We start from the raw sequence: 18,712 nt of genomic DNA, 5'->3' as shown, positions 1-18,712 counted from the left end.
TCTGCTTAATGTGGAAAATCGAATCATGCTGGGGGATGCCATGACCGATGATGCGCGTGCCGATCGTATGGAATTGCCGCGCCCGGACGTAACGCCGGCCGAAGCGGAAAGCATCCTGCAATCCCGCTATGGCCTCCACGGCACGATCACCGAACTCGGCAGCCAGCAGGACCGCAATTACCGGATCAATACTGGTGATGGCAGCTATGTGCTGAAGATCTGCCACATGGCTTACGATACGCTGGAGCTCGAGGCGCAGAATGCGGCAATCCGGTATCTGACCAGCAAGGAGGGTACGCCGCGTGTCCCGAGGGTCATGAGCTCGACGGACGGCCAGGATATCATCGCCGTCACAGTTCGCGAACAGACCTTCAAGGTGCGTCTGCTCGGATATCTCGAAGGCGAAGGACTGACGCATCGCAAATACCTGCCGAAGGCTTCCGTCGCGGCCCTTGGCGCACTCTGCGCCCGGCTGGCACAGGCGCTCGCCGACTTCAATCATTCGGGCCTCGACCGCAGCTTGCAATGGGACCTGCGCCGGGCGGGGCCTGTTGCCGTTCAGCTGCTTTCGGCCATCACCGACAGCGCTGCGCGCGACCGGATCGCCAAGAGCATGGTGCTTGCCGTACGCCGCATCCAGCCGCTCGCGCCATCGCTTCGCGTCCAGCCCGTGCATCATGATGTAACAGGCGACAACGTCGTCTGCCGGATTGATGCGCAAGGGCGGCCGATACCCGATGGCGTCATCGATTTCGGCGATGTCATTCGCGGCTGGCTCGTCGGCGACCTTGCCGTTACCTGCGCCTCGCTGCTGCATCAGGCTGATGGCGATCCCTTCTACATCCTGCCGGCGGTCAAGGCCTATCACGAGATCTATCCGCTGACGGACGAGGAACTGAAGGCGCTCTGGCCGCTGATTGTCGCGCGCGCCGTCATTCTCGTCGCGAGCAGCGAACAGCAGATTTCGATCGACCCGGAAAACGACTACGTCCGCGACAATCTGGAGCTTGAACGGCAAATCTTCGACACGGCCATGTCCGTTTCCTTCGAATTGATGGAGGCGGCAATTTTTGACGCGGTCGGCGCCGACATGACGCCGGTCGATATGTCCGGCTGGCACGCGCTTCTGCCGGAGATCGATCTTGCAAACATCGCCTATCTCGACCTCGGCGTTCAGAGCCCGCATTTTGCGGCCGGAAACTGGCTGAATGCGGAAATGGACTGGCGGCTTTTGGCACGCGCGGCGAATGAGGCGGGCATCGCCGCGACCCGCTACGGCGAATACCGGCTTTCGCGCGCCGTTCTTCGAGGCGCTAGGCAGCCATCGACCTACGCGTTGCATACCGACATCTGCCTCCCCGGCGGCAACAGCGTCGCTGCACCATTTTCCGGACGCATCGATTGCAAGAACCACCATCTCGTCCTGATCGGCGACGGTATCAATCTGCATCTTGATGGCCTGGACCTGTCTGTTGAGGATGGCGCCGAGGTGGAACAGGGGCAGATCATCGGGACGGTCTCGGGCGAAGCCTCTTCGCTCGGCGGCTTGCGTATCCAGTTCTGCACGGTTCCGGCGCTCGAACCGCCCCTCTTTGCCGCGCCGCAGGAGGCAGCCGCCTGGTCCGTGCTTTGCCCCTCGCCTGCAGGCCTGCTTGGACCAGGCGCCAGTGCGCCCGAGCCGGAGACGGAAGAACTGTTCTCCAGGCGCCAGGCGCATCTCGCAAAACCGCAGAAGAATTACTACGAGGTGCCGCCGCAGATCGAGCGCGGCTGGAAGGAACACATGTTCGATGTCGAGGGGCGCGCCTATCTCGACATGGTCAACAATGTCACGATTCTCGGCCACGGGCATCCGCGCCTGGCAGAAGCGATCGGCGAACAATGGCTGAAGCTCAACACCAATTCGCGCTTTCACTATGCGGCGCTCGGTGAGTTCTGCGAGCGATTGGCAGCTCTGGCGCCCGACGGACTGGACCGCGTCTTCCTCGTCAACAGCGGATCGGAGGCAAATGACCTGGCGATCCGGCTCGCCGAGGCGCATACGGGTGCGCGCAACATGCTTTGCCTGCTGGAAGCCTATCATGGCTGGTCGGTGGCAAGCGACGCCGTTTCCACCTCAATTGCCGACAACCCTCAGGCCCTGGCGACCCGGCCGGATTGGGTGCATGCCATCACTTCACCCAACACCTATCGCGGCGAATTTCGTGGGCCGGATTCGGCCGGAGACTATCTCACCGCGATGGCGCCCGTGCTGCAGTCGATCGATGCCGGCGGGCAAGGGCTTGCGGGCTTCATTGCCGAATCGGTCTATGGGAATGCCGGCGGCATTGCCCTGCCGGACGGATATTTATCAGAAGTCTATGCTCAAGTGCGTGCCCGCGGAGGAGTCTGCATAGCCGATGAGGTGCAGGTCGGCTATGGCAGGCTTGGCCATCACTTCTGGGGCTTCGAACAGCAGGGCGTGGTGCCGGATATCATCACCATCGCCAAGGGCATGGGCAACGGCCACCCGCTCGGCGCGGTGATCACGACGCAGGCAATCGCCGGGTCGCTGGAGAAGGAAGGCTATTTCTTTTCCTCGTCTGGCGGCAGCCCGGTCAGTTGCGTTGCCGGCATGACGGTGCTCGACGTCATGGTGGACGAAAAGCTCCAGGACAATGCACGCGACGTCGGGGATCATCTTAAAAGCCGACTGGCCGCGCTGATCGACAAGCACCCGATTGCGGGCGCCGTCCACGGCATGGGACTCTATCTCGGCCTTGAATTCGTACGCGACAGAACGACGCTGGAGCCGGCGACGCAAGAGACGGCGGCCATCTGCAACCGTCTTCTCGAACTCGGCGTGATCATGCAGCCAACCGGCGATCACCTGAATGTGTTGAAGATCAAACCGCCGCTTTGCTTGACCACCGAGAGTGCCGACTTCTTCGCGGACATGCTGGAAAAGGTCCTATCCGAGGGCTGGTGACCTCCCCGCCGCCATTAACCAATGCGGTCATTTCGAGGCTTGCGGTTTTTTAATCAAAAGCCCCATTGCCGGAATCAAAACGACTTCCTATGTCTGTCCCGGTGATCGAAACGAGGCTTCCGCCCGTCACGCAATTTGCACAAAGATCTGATAACGTTCTTTCAGCAAGTATGACTGTGGTGGAATTATTTTTTTCGGATCGTCGAGATTTTGACACGTTTCGGAATATGTTTCTGACAGACTGTCCGCTATTCTCTACAAACAAGGTAGATTATAAAAGATAGTCGTCGCCGGGTCTTGAGCCTTTCGAGACCTCAAGAGTGCAACGCCAACACAAGGAACGAGACATGATTGATATCGGTATTCTCGCCACCCTTCTTGGGCGAATTGTGCTCGGCAATGACCGTCCGGGCGCCCTCTCCCGCCCGAACTGTCGAATGTGACCTTCGTCCCCTTTCAACGGTATCAGACAAGTCAATTCGTCATCGCCTCGCAATCCGCGCGGCAGGAGTTCTACGCATGAAAAAGCAAGTTATCGAATATGCAGGCGTCCCCGTGGGGATCGTCATTCCAGATGAAGACCGGCTGAAATTCATCGCCGTGAAGTTTCACGTGCACGACCTTGACGAGCAGCGTTTCAGTTCGCCGGATGAGGTGAAGCTCGCGATCCACGACCTGATGACCCGGCGCCATCCAAAGCCAATCCATGCCTGAAAACAGGCTTAGGTTTCCGCACTTCATCGCTTTCCAAGATTTATGACCGGTCCCAAAAGGGGCCGGTCTTGTTTTTTCGTGCTGGTTGCGATCCTATCCGACGTCAACAAGGACGGCGCACTTGCTCAATCTCATTACCGATATCGAAGGCGTTTCGATCGGCCACGCAACGGACCTAAAGCTCGGTTCCGGCGTCACCGCGATTATCTTCGACGAACCGGCGACGGCTTCGGCCGCCGTTCTCGGCGGCGCGCCCGCAGGCCGGGACACCGCCTTGCTCGATCCGTCGATGACGGTCGAGAAGGTTGATGCCTTCGTTCTTTCCGGCGGCTCGGCCTTTGGGCTGGATGCGGCGGGCGGCGTCCAGGCCGGCCTGAGGGGAGCCGGCCGCGGATTCCAGGTGGGCACGGTGCGCGTGCCAATCGTACCCGAGGCGATCCTCTTCGATCTTCTAAACGGCGGCGACAAGGATTGGGGCCTGCATTCGCCTTACCGGGAGATGGGCTATGCGGCCTTCAAGGCGGCGACGAAAGGCGAATTTCCGCTTGGAACGGTCGGGGCTGGAACGGGTGCGACGACAGCGACATTCAAGGGCGGGCTCGGCTCGGCAAGCACGGTCAGCAGCGCTGGGCATCGGGTGGCGGCAATCGTCGCAGTCAATGCGCTCGGTTCGGCAACGATCGGCGACGGGCCGCATTTCTGGGCGGCACCCTTCGAACGAGACAACGAATTCGGCGGGCTCGGAATGCCGCAGGTGATAGATCATCGCTTGCGGCTGAAGGGCGTGATGGCGCCTGCAACCACGATCGGTGCGGTGGTGACCGATGCGGCACTGACGAAAGCCGAGGCTCACCGGCTTTCGCTGGGCGCACATGACGGTCTGGCAAGGGCATTGCTTCCGGCGCATCTGCCGCTCGACGGCGATACGGTCTTTGCTGCCTCGACCGGTGCACGAGCGATGGCCGACATGGGCGAACTGATGGAGCTTTGCCATCTTGCGGGGATGGTCATGGCCCGCGCCATCGCGCGCGGTGTTTACGAAGCGACAACGCTGCCTTACGAGGGTGCGCAGCCGGCCTGGCGGGAGCTCTACCCGGACGGGCGTTGATTGCCCGGACAGAGTAACAAGGCCAAGCGGCGGAGAGAGAAAATGCAGATCCGGGCCCTGATGTATTTCGACGAGCTGGTTAGGACCAAGTCCATGCGCCAGGCTGCCGAGAACCTGGGCGTTGCGCCGACTGCCGTCAGCCGCCAGATCGAGAATCTCGAAGAGCATTTCGGCGCTGCGCTCGTCGAACGCAGCGCGCGCGGCGTGACGCTGACGGCCGCAGGTGAGCTGCTTGCCGCGCGCGCCGGGCGGACACTTCGCGAACTCGAGCACGTGCAACAGCTGATCGAAGATCTCAAGGGGATCGCGCGCGGTAGGGTGACCATCTACGCCAATGGAGCGATCGTCACCAGCCTGCTCGCACCCGCGCTTTCGGAATTCAGCCGCAGTTACCCCAATATCCGCTTTGAAGTGATGATCACCAGCGCGCGGCAGGCCATCGAAGCGGTGAACGCAGCACAGGCCGACATGGCGCTGACGCTTTTTGCGCCGCCGATGTCGGAGGCAAAAGTGGTGACGCGCTTTGAAATCGCTTACGACGTGATCGTTTCGGCGCGTCATGCAGCGGCAGGCCGCAAGGAAATCACCCTTCGCGAACTTGCGCGCGATACGCTCGCCCTACCCGAGAAGTCATTTGGTTTCCGCCAGAGCTTCGATGCACTTATCGAGCGGCAGGGGCTGACGATCGACCCGGTTTTCACGGTAAGTTCGCTGGAAATGCTTAAGGAACTCGTGCTCAGCGACAGCGCAGTGACGCTCCTGCCGGCACTTGCTGTTCGCCGCGAGATCGAGGCGGGTCAGCTTGCTGCAATCCCTCTTTCCAGCGAAACCTCCATCCGCACCCATGTCGCGCTCTCGATCGCACCGGACCGGCAGCTCTCCTTCGCGGCCGGCAAGCTCATCGGGTTCATCGAGAATTTCATGCGGACGAAACTGAAGAGCCGCTGAGGCCGGTCGCGCAAGGAGACAGCTTGCATTTTCTCTGTTTTTAGTGTGTAGCTTTTTTCGATACACTGTGAACACAAAATGTTCGCATCAATTTCACACCGCTTTTTCGGGATCCGCAGGATTATGATCACCAGGCTTTTGCCGGCTCCTTTCACACGCCTTGCCCAACGCCTCTCCCTCAGCGCTGCCCTTTCCGTCGTGATGATGGCAAGCGTCGTCATGCCGGCTCAAGCGGGCAAGGCGGTGCTCAATCTCGGCATGAGCGTCGAGCCGACGGGGCTCGACCCGACAATCGCCGCGCCGGTCGCGATCGGTCAGGTGACCTGGCAGAATATCTTTGAAGGGCTGGTGTCTATCGATGAGAGCGGCAAGGTCCGACCGCAGCTTGCCAAGAGCTGGGAAATTTCGCCGGACGGGCTGACCTATACGTTCAAGCTGCAGACCGGCGTCAAGTTCCACGACGGCGAAACCTTCGATTCCGCTACGGCCAAGTTCGCGTTGGAGCGTGCCCGCGGCAAAGATTCGGTCAATCCGCAGAAGCGCTTCTTCGCCTCGATTGCCTCCATCGATACGCCCGATCCCGAAACGCTGGTGCTGCACCTCTCGCAGCCGACGGGAAGCCTGCTTTACTGGCTTGGTTGGCCGGCATCGGTCATGGTTGGTCCGAACTCCACTGCGAGCGACAAGACGCACCCGGTCGGAACCGGTCCGTTCAAATTCGTCAACTGGGCGAAGGGCGACAAGGTCGAGCTCGCGAAAAACCAAGCCTATTGGAACAGCCAAGTATCTGTGAAGCTCGACAAGGTGACCTTTCGCTTCATAGCCGACCCGCAAGCACAGGCTGCCGCACTGAAGGCAGGTGACGTGGACGCCATTCCGGAATTCGCGGCACCCGAGCTGATGAGCTCGTTCGAAGGTGATCCGCGGCTCGTGACGAAGATCGGCAATACCGAGCTCAAGGTCGTTGCGGGCATGAACAATTCCAGGAAGCCTTTCGACGACAAGCGAGTGCGCCAGGCCCTGATGATGGCGATCGACCGCCAGACGGTGATCGACGGGGCCTGGTCGGGCCTCGGCACGGCGATCGGTAGCCATTATACGCCGAACGATCCGGGTTATCAGGACATGACCGGTGTGTTGCCCTACAATCCCGAAAAGGCGAAGGCACTTCTTGCGGAAGCCGGTTATCCGAATGGCTTCACCTTCACGATCAAATCGCCGCAGATGGCCTATGCGCCACGCAGCGCCCAGGTCATGCAGGCAATGTTTGCCGAGATCGGCGTGACCATGAACATTGAACCGACCGAATTTCCGGCAAAATGGGTTCAGGATGTGATGAAGGACCGCGCCTACGAAATGACCATCGTGGCGCATGCCGAGCCGATGGATATCGACATCTATTCCCGCGATCCCTACTACTTCAACTACAAGAACCCGGTCTTCAACGATTTGGTGAAGAAGGTGCAGGAGACGACCGACCCCGCCTTGCAGATCAAGATCAACGAAGAGGCGCAGAAAATCCTCGCCGAGGATGTGCCGGCGCTATATCTATTCGTCATGCCCAAGCTCGGCGTGTGGGACAAGAATCTGAAGGGCTTGTGGGAAAACGAGCCGATTCCTTCGAATGTTCTGACGAATGTGGCGTGGAAGGAGTGAGGCTGGGTTTTGTGCTGGATATGCAGAAGGCGTGAATAGGTGACGCGCAATTCTCTTCTCCCTCATCCGTGTGCTTGTCACAGGGCTCCAGAACGCCGAATTCCTTGGGCGCAAAAGACTCCTTCGATCGAGTCATTCGCGACGCCGACGCGCCGTGGCTGGATTCCTGTGCTGAACCCCGGAGCAAGTCGAAGGATAGGAATGAGGAGAACGACGAATGCGTCGGCCGCAAGTAAGCCGCGCCTATGATCGCGCTTCTTGGCCGCCGCTTTGCCGGACTGATCCTGACGCTTGCCGCCGTCTCTTTCCTGATTTTTGCTGTCATGGACCTTCTGCCGGGCGATGCCGCTTCGATCATGCTCGGAACCTCGGCGACGCCGGAGACGCTGGCAGCACTTCGCCATGAACTCGGGCTCGACCAGCCTCTGCTCTTTCGCTACGGCCAATGGGTAGCCGGGGTGCTTTCCGGTGATCTCGGGCAGTCTTATACCTATGGCGTGCCGGTTGCGGGGCTGATCCTCGAGCGGCTGGCAGTAACGCTGCCGCTGGCGCTGCTCGCGATCCTCCTTTCCGTCGCCATAGCCGTGCCGCTTGGTACCTTCGCGGCAGCACGGCGGGACGGCATCGCCGCTATCATAGCGACGCTCTTTTCACAGGTAAGCATTGCCGTTCCGGCTTTCTGGGTGGCACTGCTGCTCATCATCCTGTTTTCGACGACACTTGGGCTCATGCCGGCAGGTGGCTTTCCGGGCTGGGGTGCCGGGCTTTGGCCTGCACTGCAGGCGCTGGTTATGCCCGCCACAGCTTTAGCGCTTCCGCAAGCAGGCGTGCTGACGCGCGTCACCCGCACAGCGGTACTGGAAACACTGCACGAGGATTTCACGCGGACGGCGCTCGCGAAGGGACTGTCGGCCCGCGCAGTCTTATGGCGGCACGCCGTGCCGAATGCGCTGGTGCCGATCCTGACGACCCTTGGACTGCAGTTTACGTTCCTGGTGGCCGGCGCGATTCTGGTCGAAAACGTCTTCAACCTTCCAGGTCTTGGACGGCTTGCCTTTCAGGCATTGTCGCAACGCGACATCATCGCCATGCAGGACGTCGTGCTGTTCTTTGCCGCGCTCGTCGTCATCATGAATTTCCTCGTCGATATGTCCTATCTCGCGATCGACCCGCGACTGCGAAGGGATGTGTGACAATGGCGATCGCTTCCGACAGTTCCATCAAACGACGGCCATTTATAATTAGCCGGCAAATAAAGCTTCTCGCCGGATCATCCATCGTCGGATTGCTTGTTGCGGTTGCACTTCTGTCACTCGTCTGGACGCCGCTGCCCCCTGCAAAGATGCAGATCATTTACAAACTGCAGCCGCCCTTCGCTTTCGGCGTGCTCGGCACCGATCAATTCGGCCGCGACGTTCTTTCGATGCTGATGGCCGGATGCTGGAATTCGCTGTCGATCGCCATCACCGCGGTCGCCATCGGCGGCACGATCGGTTCGGTTGCCGGCATTTCGGCGGCAGCCACCCGCGGCATTTTCGAAACGCTGCTGATGCGCGTCTGCGACGTCATCTTCGCGCTGCCGCCGATCCTCTCGGCGATGATCCTGGGCGCTTTTCTCGGATCCGGCAGGTTCACGGCGATCACAGCGATTGCCGTCTTCATGATCCCGGTCTTCGCGCGGGTCACACTTGCTGCTGCCCTTCAGGCCTGGAGCCGCGACTATGTGCTGGCGGCGCGCGCGATCGGCAACAGCCGCTTGACGATCTCGGTGCGCCATGTGTTGCCGAACATCATGAACCAGATCATCGTCCATGCCGCGATCCAGCTTGGACTGGCGATCCTCACCGAGGCCGGTTTAAGTTTCCTTGGCCTCGGCGTGGCGCCGCCGGCGCCGACCTGGGGCCGGATGCTCGCCGATTCCCAAACCTATCTTGGGCTGGCGCCATGGCTTGCCGTCCTGCCAGGGCTTACGATCGGGCTTGCCGTTCTCGGCTTCAACCTGCTGGGCGATGGACTGCGCGATTTCTTCGACCCGCGGCGATTTTGATCAGACCGGACGGCGGTAGCCGGTCGGCTTTTGGTAGAGCTGGCCTATTCGTTTGACAGCCGCCTCGAAATTCTCGCGGGCGACAGTCATCGTGTAGCCATTGGCGTGAATGATCGTTTCGGGGTCCTCCATGATTGCGACATGTCCCTTCCAGAAGACGAGGTCGCCGCGGCGAAGTCCGGTGCGATCGATCCTTTCGCCGAGGCTTGCTGCCTGCATGTCCGTGTCGCGCGGTGCGCTTTTGCCGGTCATTAGCATGGCCAGTTGAACGAGACCGGAACAATCGATGCCAAGGCCCGAACGGCCGCCCCACAAGTAGGGTGCATTCATGAAGCGCGACGCGATCTCGACATAATCGTCATCCTTGCCGGCGGCGACGGGCTGGACATGCCTTGCAAAAATTGCGGTGCCATCCTCCAGAACGACGTACTGATTTCCGCGCACCTCTGCCTCACCCGCGACCCTGACGCGGCTGCCCATGGAAAGCACGGATTTATAGGGCTTTCGCAATTCCGGTTGCGGATAGAGGAAGGTGCGCTGCACGGTGACGATATGTGTCGGCTCCGTCTGGGCGTCGGACAGCATTTCCTCCGGCATATAGCCGACATAACCGTCCGAACGGGCCTTTACCCAGCACCAGCCGCCGGCGCGGTCAAAGACCGTTACATCCTCCCCGAGGAGCAGTTCCGTATCGATGCCGACTGACATATCCGGTTGCGGGCGAAGCGGTGCAACGGCAACCGCGATCCGCGCCGGGATACCGGAAACGAAGCGCAAGGCTTCGACCTTGCCTTCAAGACTCGCTTCGGCAAGATCCGGCCGATAGGCATGCAGGCGGCGGTCGAGCATCGTCATCTCCATTCCACTTAGATCGGCAGGCGGCGCCCCTGGTCACGCACCAGGTCGCCGAGCTTCTCGAGATAGAGCGCGCCGCCGACGGTGCGCTTGATGATCACGTTCCGCCGGTCGCTTTCGTCGCGTGCCCGATCGACAAGGCCCATTTCGCCCATGGTATCCAGCGCCCGGGTGATAACCGGTTTCGTTACGTTCAGCGTCGCGGCAAGCCCCCGCACCGTATGGGGCGGCGGCACCAGATAGATATGCAGCAGGATCGCCATCTGGCGCAACGTCAAATCACGTTCGTCATGGTGAACCTGGTTAAGCGTAACGCCGTGCCAAAGCCGCAGGGCCTGCGAGGCAGTCAATTCGATCGGCAAGGCTCCTCCGGAAAATCATTACGCTACCGTTCTACTTTCCGCGAGAGGATGCTGGCAGGCAAGAGGCGGCAGAATCTGCCGCCCCCCAAGGTGAATAAAATTTTAACGATCGCGGTCAGCCGCGGCGGATATGGTGGTAAAGCGCGCGGATCGCCTGCGCCTCGCCGCCGCCTGGCGAATGAGCGCGCTCGGTCGGCGCCCAGCCGTAGATGTCGAAATGCGCCCAGCTCTTCGCGTTGCTGACAAAGCGTTTCAGGAACAGCGCCGCCGTGATCGCACCCGCCATGCCGCCCGCCGGAGCGTTGGTGATGTCGGCGATCTTGGCGCGGATATCCTTGTCATAGCCCATATAGAGCGGGAGCCGCCACAGCGGGTCGTCCGTCTCGAGGCTTGCTTCAGTCAGATCGTGGGCAAGGTTTTCGTCATCCGTGAAGAAGGGCGGAAGATCGGGGCCGAGCGCAACGCGGGCAGCGCCCGTCAGCGTCGCCATGTCGATCAAAAGATCCGGTGATTCCTCGTCGGCATAAGCCAGCGCATCGGCGAGGATCAGGCGGCCTTCCGCGTCGGTATTGTCGATCTGGACTGTCAGGCCCTTGCGGCTCTTGTAGATGTCTCCCGGGCGGAACGCGTTTGCCGAAATCGAATTTTCAACGACGGGAATGATGACGCGGAGATCGACCTTCAGCTTCGCGTCCATGATCATCAGCGCAAGACCCATCACGTTCGCCGCACCGCCCATGTCCTTCTTCATCAAGAGCATGGAGGAGGCCGGCTTGATGTCGAGGCCGCCGGTATCGAAGCAGACGCCCTTGCCGACAAGCGTAACCTTGCGGTGGCCCTTCTTCCCCCAGCGCAGTTCCAGAAGCCGTGGCGCGTCGGCGCTGGCGCGGCCGACGGTGTGGACCAGTGGGAAGTTCTCCTTCAGCAGATCATCGCCGATGGTGACCGACATTTCCGCCTTGTAGTGCTCGGCAAGGCCGCGGAAGGCAGCTTCGAGCTGTTCGGGGCCCATGTCATTGGTCGGTGTGTTGATGAGATCGCGAGCGAGGAACACGCCTGCGAGCTGACGCTTGATATCCGCGCCATCGGCATCGCGCGGGATCATCAGCGTCGCGGCTGCCTGCTTGTCGGAACGATAGCGGTCGAAACGGTAGCTGCCGAGACCGAAACCGAGCGACAGGCGGTTTGCCGTCAGCGGTGCGGTTTCGATATGCCAGTCGCCGGCGGGCAGTGAACGGGCAAGCTTGCCGGTGATATAGGGCTGCTCCGATGGATTGGCGCCGAGGCCGAAAAGCGCGCCGCCGAGATGGCCGGCGGCGGTCGGGATCAGCAGCAGCGATCCGCTTTCCGCCTTGTAGCCTGCCTTCTTCGCCCAATCGAGCGCGATCGGATCGATCGTGCCGGTCTCGATATGCGCCGGCGTGACCGCGAAGATCGGCAATGTGGAACCGCCTTTCGTGTTGAAAGGCGTCGGTCTCTCGATGAACTGATAGGGGGCCATATTTATCCTTCGGCGATGTCCGGGAATCGTTTTCTTAACGGTCCGTTAGGGTTAACAGACTATTGCTGGAGTGAAGATTGCGTCAAACCTTTCCCTGTTCCGCTTAGAGGTCAAACGCCAGTTTCTGAATTCAGGAAAGCGCAATGCCTCTCCCGGCCATCCATCCATTCAAGAACCGTATTTTCCAGTACGTCACCGCAGCGCTGGTTGTCACCGCGCTCGCTGGTTGCTCGACGACCAAGGACAAGATGACGACGGGTTCGGTGCCGAAGCTGACAAAGCCGGTCGAAACCATGGATGCGAACGAGCTGCACGCAATGACGGACCGGGTCGGGCAGGCCTACGAGAAAAACCCCCGCGATCCGGTAAACGGCGTCAACTACGCCAACCTGCTGCGCATGGCCGGGCGCGACGCGCAGGCGCTTGCTGTCATGCAGCAGGTTGCGATTTCCAATCCCAAAGACCGCAATGTCCTTGCTGCCTACGGCAAGGCCCAGGCGGCCGCAGGACAGTTCCAGCAAGCGCTCGACACGATCGGCCGGGCGCAAACCCCGGACCGGCCCGACTGGAAGCTCATTTCTGCCCAGGGCGCGATTCTCGACCAGATGGGCAAGCCCAGCGATGCGCGAGCGCGTTATCGCGATGCGCTGGACATCATGCCGAACGAGCCTTCCGTGCTTTCAAATCTCGGCATGTCCTACGTGCTGACAGGCGATCTCAGGACCGCCGAAACCTATCTCAAGCAGGCGGCGAGCCAGCCGGGCGCCGATAGCCGTGTCAGGCAGAACCTCGCCCTTGCTGTCGGCCTGCAGGGACGTTTTCCGGAGGCCGAAGAGATCGCCCGCCGCGAACTCGCGCCGCAGCAGGCAGACGCCAACGTCGCCTATTTGCGTTCAATGCTTTCCCAGCAGAATTCATGGCAGAAACTCGCGGCGAAGGACAGCGCGCCGGCAAGCAACACCAACTGATCTCGACTACCGAAGCATCGCGCCGGAGAAGATCAAGCGCAAACCCAGCCCGCCCATGACAAGCCCGGCAGCGCGGTCGATCCAGTGCTTGGCGGCCAAATAGACCTGGCGCGGACGGCGGGCGGAGAAAGCCAGCGCCACGAACGAATACCATCCGGCCTCAATCGCGAAGATTCCGATCGGCAGACCGATCATGACACCTGCGGGTACGGTTTTCGGCAGAAACGCTGCGAATATGCTCGCATAGACGATGATGGTCTTCGGATTGCTGAGCTGCGTCAGCAGCGCCATCGAGAAACTGCGGCCGAGCGACGCCCTGCCCTCAACCGCACCGGACACCTCGATGGGCGCCTTCGCGCCCTGCCAGATGCGAAACGCGATATAGACGAGATAGGCACCGCCTGCAAACTTCAGCACCAGGTAAAGCCACGCGAATTGCGTCAGCAAAGCCGTCAGGCCTGCGAGCGCAAGAATGCCGAACATCACGCCACCGACACCCATCCCGAGCGCCGCTGCCAGGCCATCAAGGCGCGAGCGGGAAATGGCGATGCGGGAAACGACGACGAAACTCGGGCCGGGGCTCACCGCTCCGACCATCAGTGCTGCAAAAATGCTGGTGAGGATGGCTGCGGAAGACATAAAGGCTCGCTCCTGATTTAGAAAGACGCCAGGCGAGCGGCGGTCACATCAGCGCTTCCCGATGGTCTTCGATCTCATTCGCCAGTCACGCGAAAACTACGGCTAGCTGGTTTCCGCCCCGCCTGCAAGCGACATCAGAACCTGTCGGCGACCTGGATGCCGGCCGGGCCGAGGATGACGGCAACGAGAACGGGAAGGAAGAACAAAATCATCGGAACGGTCAGCTTCGGCGGCAGGGCAGCCGCCTTCTTTTCAGCCTCGTTCATGCGCTCGTCTCGGCCTTCCTGTGCGAGAACACGCAGCGCCTGCGAAATCGGCGTGCCGTAACGGTCGGCCTGAATGAGGGCCTGGGTGACTGAACGCACGAGATCGATCTGTGTGCGCGTGCCGAGGTTTTCGAGCGCCTGACGGCGGTCCGGAAGGAAGGAAAGCTCGGCCGTCGTCAGCACCATCTCTTCGGCAAGCGGCGGCGACTGTTCGCCGAGCTCTTCCGATACGCGGCGCATCGCTGCTTCGATCGAGATGCCGGACTCGACGCAAATCAGCATCAGGTCGAGCGCATCCGGCCAGGCACGCTTGATCGAATGCTGACGCTTCGACATGCGGTTCGAGATGAAGATGTTCGGCGCATAAAAACCGAGATAGCCCGTGCCGATCATAGCAAGCAGGCGGATAGGAAGCGGCTTGGCTGCGAGGTTGCCGAGACCGAAAATCCAAAAGGCGGCGAGGGCGAGGAAAACGAAGGGCAGAAAGAACCGGGCGACGAGGAAGGTGTTCAGAGCGTTTTCCGAGCGGTAGCCGGCTGCGCGCAGCTTGTTCATCGTGTTTTCGTCGACCAGCGCTTTGCGCAGATTGAAGCGCTCGACGATCTGGCGAACAGAGCGATTGTTTTGGTTGCGAAGCGACGCCTTGTTTCCCGCCTCCGTGTTCATACGGGCACGCTCGCGCGCACGAATCTGATCACGCTCCGTCGAAACGGCGCGCATGCGCTTGTTCAGGTCGCCGCGCTCGAAGAAGGGAACGGCGATCGTGTAGAAGGTCGCAAAGACAGCGATCGCAACAAGAAGTGCGACTAGCATGGCCGGATCGGTCAATCGCGCTGCAAGATCTGCTGACATGACGCTTGCCTCCGGCTAGATGTCGAAATTGACCATGTTGCGCATGACGAAGATGCCGATCGACATCCAGACCGCCGATAGACCCATGATGAGGTGCCCGCGCGGATCGGTGAACAGAACCATCATGTATTGCGGTGACGTGAGGTAGACGAGCGTGGCGACGATAAAGGGCAAAGCGCCGATGATGACGGCGGAAGCCTTGGCCTCCATCGACAGCGCCTTCACCTTGGCCTTCATCTTCTTGCGGTCGCGGAGAACCTTCGAGAGATTGCCGATCGCTTCGGAAAGATTGCCGCCGGCCTGCGACTGAATGGCGATGACGATCGCAAAGAAGCTTACTTCCTGCAGCGGCATGTAATTGGTCATGCGCGCACAGGCGTCGGGAACACTGAGGCCGACCTGCTGCGATTCCACGACACGGCGAAATTCGGTTTTCACCGGATCGCGGCCCTCGTTTGCGATGAGGCGGATCGCGTCGTTCAGCGGCAGGCCGGACTTGATCGAACGCACGATGACGTCGAGCGCGTTCGGAAATTCGTCGAGGAATTTGTTCTGGCGGCGCTTTATCAGGAAGCCCAGGATCCACCGCGGCAGGCCGAGGCCGGCAACGACCGGAAGCGCAAGTACGACCAGCATCGGCGCGCCGGCAAGCAGCGCGATGAGCATCAGGAACAGGCCGAAGGCGGCGCTGAACATGTAGAATTTGGCGGGCGTGATCGCAAAGCCCGCCTGGGTCAGCCGCGACTTCAGCGACAGTTTCCGTTTTGTGTTTTCCTGCTGGCGCTTTTCGAGGTCCTTGAGATTGTCCTGCACCGACTTGCGGCGTTTCGACATTTCCTGGACACGGTCCCGAGCGGCCTTGACCTTCACCCGGTCGGTCTCGGTTGAAGCGACGCGGCTGACGCGATTGGCAGCTTTCTTCTCGGTCTCCATACGGCTGAAGAGCAGGCCATAGCAAACCGCGCCCGCAGCGACCGCAACCAGCACGATGATGGCGAGCACTATCGGATCGAGACCGAACATCATACTTCCTTCGACTTTGCTTCCATCTCATCCAAGGCGGCGGCCAGGCGCTTTTCCTCGTTGTAGTAGCGCGCGCGATCCCAGAAATTCGGCTTGCCGATACCGGTCGACATATGACGGCCGATCAGTCGGCCGCCAGCGTCCTCGCCTTCGATCTCGTAGCGCATCAGATCCTGGGTAATGATCACGTCGCCTTCCATGCCGATCACCTCGGTGATCGCCGTGATGCGCCGCGAGCCGTCGCGAAGACGCGCTGCCTGAATGATGACGTCGATCGAGCCGGCGATGATTTCGCGAACGGTCTTTGCCGGGAGACTGTAGCCGCCCATGGCGATCATGGATTCGATACGGCTCAGGCATTCGCGCGGCGAGTTCGAGTGGATCGTTCCCATCGAGCCGTCATGACCGGTATTCATCGCCTGCAGAAGATCGAAAACCTCCGGTCCGCGCACTTCGCCGACGATGATGCGTTCCGGACGCATGCGAAGGCAGTTCTTGACGAGATCACGCATGGTGATCTCGCCTTCGCCTTCGATGTTCGGCGGGCGGGTTTCCAGCCTAACCACATGCGGCTGCTGCAGCTGCAGTTCCGCCGTATCCTCGCAGGTGATGACCCGCTCGTCTCTGTCGATATAGTTCGTCAGGCAGTTCAGAAGCGTCGTCTTGCCGGAACCGGTACCGCCGGAGATCACGACGTTGCAGCGCACCCGGCCAATGATCTGCAAGAGCGTTGCGCCTTCAGGCGTGATCGCGCCGAAGCGGACGAGCTGATCGAGCGTCAGCTTGTCCTTCTTGAATTTACGGATCGTGAGCGCCGGTCCGTCGATGGCGAGCGGCGGGGCGATGACGTTGACACGCGAGCCATCCGGAAGACGGGCGTCGCAGATCGGGCTCGATTCATCGACGCGGCGGCCGACCTGGCTGACGATGCGCTGGCAGATCGAGAGGAGCTGGCCGTTGTCGCGGAAGCGAATTTCCGATTCGACCGTCTTGCCGCCGACTTCGATGAAGGTCTTGCCGGCGCCGTTGACCATGATGTCGGCGATATCGTCGCGCGCGAGCAGCGGTTCCAGCGGGCCGTAGCCGAGAACATCGTTGCAGATGTCTTCGAGCAGCTCTTCCTGCTCGGATATCGACATTGCGAAGTTCTTGATGGTGATGATGTCGTTGACGATGTCGCGAATTTCCTCGCGAGCGCTTTCGGCGTCGAGCTTGGCAAGCTGGGACAGGTCGATCGTATCGATCAGCGCCGAAAAGACCTGCGCCTTGGTGTCGTAATATTCGTCGGTGCGGGCCGGCCGCCGGCGCTGTGGGGTCTGCATCGGCGGCGGTGTCACCTGGGGCCGGCCAGGCTCTCTTGCCGGCTCGACCAGCACGGCGGGCGCGGAAGAAGGAGCCGCCGCGGCAGGCGGCGGTGGCGGTGCGCTTACGGCGCCGCCCTTTCCGAAGCCTTCATTTCCGCGTTTTCCGAACATACCACAAAATCCAATCTACTCGTTTTCGTCTCTTACTTGGCGCGCTTCAGCAGCCCCATCAGCCCGCCGCGTTTCGTCTTCTTGATGGCCACACGGCCGGTGACGATGTGTGCCAGCTGCGAGAAGGTTTCGGCGGTTGGCGATTTCGGATCCATCTCCGAGATCATGCGACCGCTATTGGCGGCATTGCCGAACAGACCGATATCGAAAGGAATGATCGCGATCGGCTCGATCTCGAGCGGTTCGCAGAAATCGGACGGAGCGATTTCCGGCCGCTTCGGCATGCCGACCTGATTGAGGATCAGATGCGGCATCTTATCGTTCGGGCGCAGCTTGCGCAGGGCATCGAGCATGTTCTTTGCGTTGCGCAGGTTCGCAAGATCGGGAACGGCGCAGATAACGACCTCATCCGCGGCAGCCAGGACCGAGCGCGTCCATTCCGACCAGGCGTGCGGAACATCGAGCACCGTCACCGGCGCGCTGCGCTGCAGGACTTCAAGAACCGGCTGAAATGCCTGGCCATCGAAATCATAGGCGCGATCGAGTAGCGACGGTGCTGCAAGCAGCGACAGGTGTTCCGAACATTTCGTCAGCAATCGGTCGAGAAAGACCTCGTCCAGCCGATCTGGAGCAAAGACCGCCTCGGCGATCCCCTGCGTCGGGTCCTGGTCGAAATCGATATTTGCCGTGCCGTAAGGCAGATCGAGATCGGCGAGGATCGTCTCGGTCGAGAAGAGATTGGAGATGCCGAATGCGCAATTGTGGGCGATCGTCGAGGCACCGGTGCCTCCCTTGGATCCGATGAAGGCAATGCTGCGGCCAAGCGGCTCGGCATCCGGGTCGACGAAAATCGACGCCATGGCCATCATGACGTCCGGCATCGCGATCGGCTGAACCATGTATTCGGAAATGCCGTTGCGGATCAGCTCGCGGTAAAGCGCGATGTCGTTGTAGTAGCCGATGATAACGACCTTGGTGCTCGGATCGCAGACGGCCGCAAGCGGCGCAAGCTCTAAGAGCAGGCTTGCCGCATTGGCCTTGGTTTCGAGGATGATCAGGTTGGGGGTCGGAGCGCTGGCGAACATGTTCGCAGCGGCCGCAATGCCGCCGCTGGTGATCCGCAGGCTCACCTTGGCCATCCGCCGGTCGTTGCCGCAGCGCTCCATCACCCGCTGAAGCGCCTCACTTTCGCAGAAAGCGTGCACGGAAATACGCGGCAGCGGCCGCATATTTTCCAGCTCGCCCATGCGAACGGCGTCTTCCGCATGCTGGAGCTCCGTCGTGTTCTTGATCTCGTATTCGATCGGGCTCATCGTCTGGATCCGCTCCT

General features: G+C 60.8%; 16 protein-coding genes. 8 read left to right on the top strand and 8 right to left on the bottom strand.

Annotated elements, in window-relative coordinates:
- Positions 1-40: 40 nt before the first annotated feature.
- From QA644_RS20520 to QA644_RS20490, 7 genes are all read left to right on the top strand, one after another.
- Complete coding sequence (locus tag QA644_RS20520; RefSeq protein WP_283070325.1) at positions 41-2,968, top strand: aminotransferase; 2,928 nt, start codon at positions 41-43, stop codon at positions 2,966-2,968.
- Positions 2,969-3,487: 519 nt separating this feature from the next.
- Entirely contained in the window at positions 3,488-3,682 is a 195-nt protein-coding gene (locus tag QA644_RS20515) for a hypothetical protein (protein WP_027510551.1), read from the top strand.
- A gap of 121 nt (positions 3,683-3,803) precedes the next feature.
- Positions 3,804-4,790: a P1 family peptidase gene (locus QA644_RS20510; RefSeq protein ID WP_283070324.1), complete on the top strand. Its 987-nt coding sequence runs from the start codon at positions 3,804-3,806 to the stop codon at positions 4,788-4,790.
- A gap of 42 nt (positions 4,791-4,832) precedes the next feature.
- On the top strand, positions 4,833-5,738 hold the full coding sequence (locus QA644_RS20505) for a LysR family transcriptional regulator (RefSeq protein WP_239596067.1): 906 nt from the start codon (positions 4,833-4,835) through the stop codon (positions 5,736-5,738).
- 123 nt (positions 5,739-5,861) lie between these two features.
- Positions 5,862-7,394, top strand: coding sequence for an ABC transporter substrate-binding protein (locus QA644_RS20500; protein WP_283070323.1), 1,533 nt, complete (start codon positions 5,862-5,864; stop codon positions 7,392-7,394).
- Positions 7,395-7,639: 245 nt separating this feature from the next.
- Positions 7,640-8,587: an ABC transporter permease gene (locus QA644_RS20495; protein WP_283070322.1), complete on the top strand. Its 948-nt coding sequence runs from the start codon at positions 7,640-7,642 to the stop codon at positions 8,585-8,587.
- A gap of 2 nt (positions 8,588-8,589) precedes the next feature.
- The gene (locus QA644_RS20490; RefSeq protein ID WP_283070320.1) at positions 8,590-9,441 is read left to right on the top strand and encodes an ABC transporter permease; all 852 of its coding nucleotides are present in this window, start codon (positions 8,590-8,592) and stop codon (positions 9,439-9,441) included.
- Here QA644_RS20490 and QA644_RS20485 read toward each other — a convergent pair whose 3' ends face one another.
- The 3 genes from QA644_RS20485 to QA644_RS20475 all read right to left on the bottom strand — a co-directional run bounded on the left by QA644_RS20485 (position 9,442) and on the right by QA644_RS20475 (position 12,159).
- Positions 9,442-10,296: an NlpC/P60 family protein gene (locus QA644_RS20485; protein ID WP_283070319.1), complete on the bottom strand. Its 855-nt coding sequence runs from the start codon at positions 10,294-10,296 to the stop codon at positions 9,442-9,444.
- A gap of 11 nt (positions 10,297-10,307) precedes the next feature.
- The gene (locus tag QA644_RS20480; RefSeq protein WP_028739383.1) at positions 10,308-10,658 is read right to left on the bottom strand and encodes a MarR family winged helix-turn-helix transcriptional regulator; all 351 of its coding nucleotides are present in this window, start codon (positions 10,656-10,658) and stop codon (positions 10,308-10,310) included.
- Positions 10,659-10,773: 115 nt separating this feature from the next.
- The gene (locus tag QA644_RS20475; protein ID WP_194728663.1) at positions 10,774-12,159 is read right to left on the bottom strand and encodes a M17 family metallopeptidase; all 1,386 of its coding nucleotides are present in this window, start codon (positions 12,157-12,159) and stop codon (positions 10,774-10,776) included.
- Between the two features lie 143 nt (positions 12,160-12,302).
- On the opposite strand from QA644_RS20475, the gene QA644_RS20470 reads away from it, so the two are divergent.
- A complete protein-coding gene (locus tag QA644_RS20470) occupies positions 12,303-13,127 on the top strand; it encodes a tetratricopeptide repeat protein (protein ID WP_239596083.1) in 825 nt (274 codons plus the stop codon).
- A gap of 6 nt (positions 13,128-13,133) precedes the next feature.
- On the opposite strand, the gene QA644_RS20465 is transcribed toward QA644_RS20470, so the two are convergent.
- The 5 genes from QA644_RS20465 to QA644_RS20445 all read right to left on the bottom strand — a co-directional run bounded on the left by QA644_RS20465 (position 13,134) and on the right by QA644_RS20445 (position 18,695).
- Positions 13,134-13,766, bottom strand: coding sequence for a LysE family transporter (locus tag QA644_RS20465; protein WP_283070315.1), 633 nt, complete (start codon positions 13,764-13,766; stop codon positions 13,134-13,136).
- 134 nt (positions 13,767-13,900) lie between these two features.
- Positions 13,901-14,884: a type II secretion system F family protein gene (locus QA644_RS20460; RefSeq protein WP_194728661.1), complete on the bottom strand. Its 984-nt coding sequence runs from the start codon at positions 14,882-14,884 to the stop codon at positions 13,901-13,903.
- A 15-nt stretch (positions 14,885-14,899) separates the two neighbouring features.
- Positions 14,900-15,907, bottom strand: coding sequence for a type II secretion system F family protein (locus QA644_RS20455; RefSeq protein ID WP_283070313.1), 1,008 nt, complete (start codon positions 15,905-15,907; stop codon positions 14,900-14,902).
- Positions 15,907-17,382 carry a CpaF family protein gene (locus tag QA644_RS20450; RefSeq protein WP_183925853.1) on the bottom strand — a complete coding sequence of 492 codons (1,476 nt, stop codon included), beginning with the start codon at positions 17,380-17,382 and terminating at the stop codon, positions 15,907-15,909. The genes QA644_RS20455 and QA644_RS20450 overlap by 1 nt, the downstream gene beginning before the upstream one ends.
- Before the next feature lie 32 nt (positions 17,383-17,414).
- Positions 17,415-18,695 (bottom strand): CpaE family protein, encoded by a 1,281-nt coding sequence (locus QA644_RS20445; protein WP_283070309.1) that lies wholly within the window; start codon positions 18,693-18,695, stop codon positions 17,415-17,417.
- Positions 18,696-18,712 lie beyond the last annotated feature (17 nt).

It is taken from the genome of Rhizobium sp. CC1099, assembly GCF_029714385.1.
Classification (GTDB): Bacteria; Pseudomonadota; Alphaproteobacteria; order Rhizobiales; family Rhizobiaceae; genus Rhizobium.
Note: the sequence above shows the minus strand (reverse complement) of the source record. Positions and strands in the feature narration are given on the sequence as shown.

Bases quoted from the DNA above. Each gene is read 5' to 3' on its own strand.
- QA644_RS20490 (WP_283070320.1), top strand. From the start codon at position 8,590: ATGGCGATCGCTTCCGACAGTTCCATCAAACGACGGCCATTTATAATT.
- QA644_RS20495 (WP_283070322.1), top strand. From the start codon at position 7,640: ATGATCGCGCTTCTTGGCCGCCGCTTTGCCGGACTGATCCTGACGCTT.
- QA644_RS20455 (WP_283070313.1), bottom strand. From the start codon at position 15,907: ATGTTCGGTCTCGATCCGATAGTGCTCGCCATCATCGTGCTGGTTGCG.
- QA644_RS20475 (WP_194728663.1), bottom strand. From the start codon at position 12,159: ATGGCCCCCTATCAGTTCATCGAGAGACCGACGCCTTTCAACACGAAA.
- QA644_RS20470 (WP_239596083.1), top strand. From the start codon at position 12,303: ATGCCTCTCCCGGCCATCCATCCATTCAAGAACCGTATTTTCCAGTAC.
- QA644_RS20465 (WP_283070315.1), bottom strand. From the start codon at position 13,766: ATGTCTTCCGCAGCCATCCTCACCAGCATTTTTGCAGCACTGATGGTC.
- QA644_RS20485 (WP_283070319.1), bottom strand. From the start codon at position 10,296: ATGACGATGCTCGACCGCCGCCTGCATGCCTATCGGCCGGATCTTGCC.
- QA644_RS20500 (WP_283070323.1), top strand. From the start codon at position 5,862: ATGATCACCAGGCTTTTGCCGGCTCCTTTCACACGCCTTGCCCAACGC.
- QA644_RS20520 (WP_283070325.1), top strand. From the start codon at position 41: ATGACCGATGATGCGCGTGCCGATCGTATGGAATTGCCGCGCCCGGAC.
- QA644_RS20445 (WP_283070309.1), bottom strand. From the start codon at position 18,695: ATGAGCCCGATCGAATACGAGATCAAGAACACGACGGAGCTCCAGCAT.
- QA644_RS20460 (WP_194728661.1), bottom strand. From the start codon at position 14,884: ATGTCAGCAGATCTTGCAGCGCGATTGACCGATCCGGCCATGCTAGTC.
- QA644_RS20515 (WP_027510551.1), top strand. From the start codon at position 3,488: ATGAAAAAGCAAGTTATCGAATATGCAGGCGTCCCCGTGGGGATCGTC.
- QA644_RS20505 (WP_239596067.1), top strand. From the start codon at position 4,833: ATGCAGATCCGGGCCCTGATGTATTTCGACGAGCTGGTTAGGACCAAG.
- QA644_RS20450 (WP_183925853.1), bottom strand. From the start codon at position 17,382: ATGTTCGGAAAACGCGGAAATGAAGGCTTCGGAAAGGGCGGCGCCGTA.